The sequence below is a fragment of the Marinimicrobium sp. UBA4509 genome (assembly GCF_002388575.1).
Taxonomy (GTDB): domain Bacteria; phylum Pseudomonadota; class Gammaproteobacteria; order Pseudomonadales; family Cellvibrionaceae; genus Marinimicrobium; species Marinimicrobium koreense.
Genome location: NZ_DGMV01000032.1, coordinates 74,423 through 77,760 on the forward strand (window position 1 = coordinate 74,423; position 3,338 = coordinate 77,760).

Genomic DNA, 3,338 nt, shown 5'->3' on the forward strand with positions numbered 1-3,338 from the left:
CCCCCCCCCCGAAGCATCATCAATCGCACCAAGGGAGACGTTTTCGTCTCCCTTGGTGCGAAAGAGTTGGTGACCCTAAGCGCTACAAAATTTCAATGCGTTCCAGCCAGTCGTGAACCTTGGATCGAACCTCATCCTTTCGCTCGCCCTCTATCGAGAGATAGATGCCGTCTCTTTCCAGACCACCTTTGACCGAGAAGCCCTCCAGAATAGTAGATTCCGAACAGAGCATCTCCACCGTCTCAAAACCGCTTCCGACACCATAGCCACCATGGGTATTGAACGGGATAACTCGCTTACCACTCAAATTGTTCTCATGCAGAAAGCTCTTCATTGGAGGCGGCATCTGCATATCCCAAGTTGGGAATCCCACAAATACTGTGTCGTATCCGTCGATGTTTTCGATCTCGGTTTTCAGCGGAGGGAGGTAACCAGTTTCATTTTCCTCATCAACCTGAGCGACAATCGTATCATAGTCTTCCGGGTAAGGGGTTTCGAGCTCCAGCGCGACACTATCTCCACCCACGGCCTCTTGGATGATATCCGCAACGGCTTTGGTGTTTTGCGTGCGACTCAGGTAAACAATCAGCACTTTATCACCCAACACCTCTCTCCCAACCTCTAGATCTTCGCTCGATACGTTTGAAGCAAAGCCAAGCAAAGCCGCCAAAAGTATGAGCCCCACCAAGACGGCTTTTATTGCTTCACTGGTCTCTTGAGTCATGGTAAAGCCTCTTCCGTTACATGCCTGGTCACAGGGTTCTGAAGGTTTACGACTATCGCCCTAAACACATTGACGATCTCGATAGCTACTGGTCTCTTTACTCGGCGAAGCACCAAATTATAGGTTTCAAACCTCTCGGCGTTTTGCCCATACAGAGCCAGCTTTTGCCCAATCCTTCTGGAGAGCATACCTCTTCACAAGAATAAGCGGTCCATTTGCCCCCCCCTCATCGCGCAAAGTGCTATTTAATCATGCAGTTGCGCCCATCTCACTATTTCGCCATCCTATTGGTACACTCAAGCTCTAACTGGCTCGGTATACGCATGGTCTGACGGTGAAACGTCTCCTATACTGTGCCTAGTTTTTTAACACGTTTCACGCACCCGGAGACATACCATGAAGCTCACCATCAACGGCGAGACCAAAGAGGTCGACGTCGAGGACGATACCCCACTGCTGTGGGTGCTGCGCGAGCAGCTCGGCCTGACCGGCACCAAATACGGCTGCGGTATCGCGCTCTGTGGCGCCTGCACCGTCCATATTGACGACGTGGCGCAGCGCTCCTGTGTGCTGCCGGTCAGCGCGGTCCGGGAGAATCAGAAGATCACCACCATCGAGGGCCTCGGGGTGCAGCAGTTTCACCCGGTGCAGGAGGCCTGGGCGGAGATTGATGTGGCCCAGTGTGGTTACTGTCAGCCGGGCATGATCATGGCCGCGGCCTCGCTGCTGGCGCAGAACCCGGAGCCCACCGACGAGGAAATCCGGAGCGAGATCACCAACATCTGCCGCTGCGGGACTTACCCGAGGGTGCTGGAGGGCGTAAAGCGTGCCGCCCAGCGCATGGCGTCCACCCAGAAGGCCGGAGGTTCCAATGAACAAGCCTGAAGCTCAAGCGCCCGCTAACGGCAGCATCAACCTGTCCCGCCGGGGGTTTCTCAAAGGTAGTGGCGCTGCAGCCGGTGCCTTCGTATTCGGTTTTTCCGTGCCCTTCAGTCAGTCCGCACTGGCGCAATCCGAGTCGCCCGAGGTGAACGCCTGGGTGGTGGTTCAGCCCGATGAGACGGTGCTGATCCGCATCGCCCGTCAGGAAATGGGCCAGGGCTCGTTGACCGGCCTGGCGCAGTTGGTGGCCGAGGATCTGGAATGCGACTGGGACAAGGTGGACTTCGAACTGGTCAAGCCGGGCCGGAACCGCGAGCGCGACAATGTCTGGGGGAGTCAATTCACTGCCGGCTCGACGGCGATTCGTGGCTCCCATGAGTATCTGCGTCAGGGCGGCGCCGCTGCCCGTATGATGCTGACTGAAGCTGCCGCCCGGCAGTGGCAGGTGCCCGCCAGTGAGTGCACCGTTTCCGAGGGGGTGATTACCCACGAGCCCAGCGGGCGCACCACCACCTTCGGCGCCGTGGCCCAGGCGGCCAATGACATCGAACCGCCCAAAACCGAGTCCATCCGCCTCAAAGACCCGAAAGACTGGCGCATTGCCGGTAAGGACAAGGCGCGGCTGGACACCCTGGACAAGCTCGACGGCTCCCTGGTGTACGGCGCCGACTTCTCCATGCCCGGTATGCTGGTGGCGGTGCCCAAGGCCTGCCCCGTGCACGGCGGTAAGCTGAAGAGTTTTGACGCTGAGAAGGTCAAGAACATGCCCGGCGTCAAGCAGGTGGTGCGCGTCGATGATGAAACCGTGGCGGTGGTGGCCGATACCTTCTGGCGTGCCCAGAAAGCCTTGAAAGCCCTGCCGATCGAGTGGGATGAAGGCGAAAACGCCAAGGTGTCCAGCGAGAGCATCGCCAAAAAGCTGCGCGAAGGTTTGACCGCGGATACATCGTTTATCGGCAATCAGGCAGGCGATGCCAAAGACGCGCTGGCCAAGGCCGAGCGGGTCATTGAAGCCGACTACAGCTATCCCTATCAGAACCACGCCCAGATGGAGACGCTCGCCGCCACCGTGCGCTGGCGCAAGAACGGCTGCGAGATGTGGGGACCGACCCAGGTGCCGGGAACGGCCTTGGAAGCCCTGGCCGAAGCGGCGGAGTTACCCCAGGACGTGTGCGAAATCCACACCATGCGCATCGGCGGCAGCTTTGGCCGCCGCGCGGCCACAGACTATATACGGCAGGCCACCCTGATCGCCAAACAGATTCCCGACACGCCAATCAAACTGATGTGGACGCGGGAAGAGGACATGCTGCAGGGCCGTTTCCACCCGGTGACTCAATGTCGTCTGCGCGCAGCCATGGACGATGAAGGCAATGTCCAGGCCCTGCATATGCGCATCTCCGGCCAGTCGATCATGGCCTACGCCATGCCCCAGGCGATGAGTGACAAGGGCGATCCGGTGGTGTACCAGGGGCTGGACCCCGAGGGCGATATGGCTCTCGGGTATTCGGTGCCGAACCTGCTGGTGGACCACGCCATGTACAACCCGCATATCCGCCCGGGCTTCTGGCGGGGCGTGAACCTTAACCAGAATGCCCTGTATCTGGAAAGTTTTATTGATGAGCTGGCTCACGCCGCCGGCCAGGATCCACTGGCCTTTCGTCGCAAGCTGATGGCCAAGCACCCGAAACACCTGGCGGTGCTCGAAGCCGCCGCCGAAGGCATCGGCTGG

General features: G+C 59.0%; 3 protein-coding genes. 2 read left to right on the forward strand and 1 reads right to left on the reverse strand.

From position 1 onward, the window contains the following. Positions 1–82: 82 nt before the first annotated feature. Entirely contained in the window at positions 83–724 is a 642-nt protein-coding gene (locus B3520_RS04340) for a flavodoxin (RefSeq protein WP_286807271.1), read from the reverse strand. Between the two features lie 396 nt (positions 725–1,120). Here B3520_RS04340 and B3520_RS04345 point away from each other — a divergent pair, with 396 nt between their 5' ends. Continuing rightward, positions 1,121–1,609: a (2Fe-2S)-binding protein gene (locus B3520_RS04345; RefSeq protein WP_286807270.1), complete on the forward strand. Its 489-nt coding sequence runs from the start codon at positions 1,121–1,123 to the stop codon at positions 1,607–1,609. Then, on the forward strand, positions 1,596–3,338 hold a 1,743-nt coding region (locus tag B3520_RS04350), incomplete at its 3' end, for a molybdopterin cofactor-binding domain-containing protein (RefSeq protein ID WP_286875479.1). The genes B3520_RS04345 and B3520_RS04350, both read left to right, overlap by 14 nt.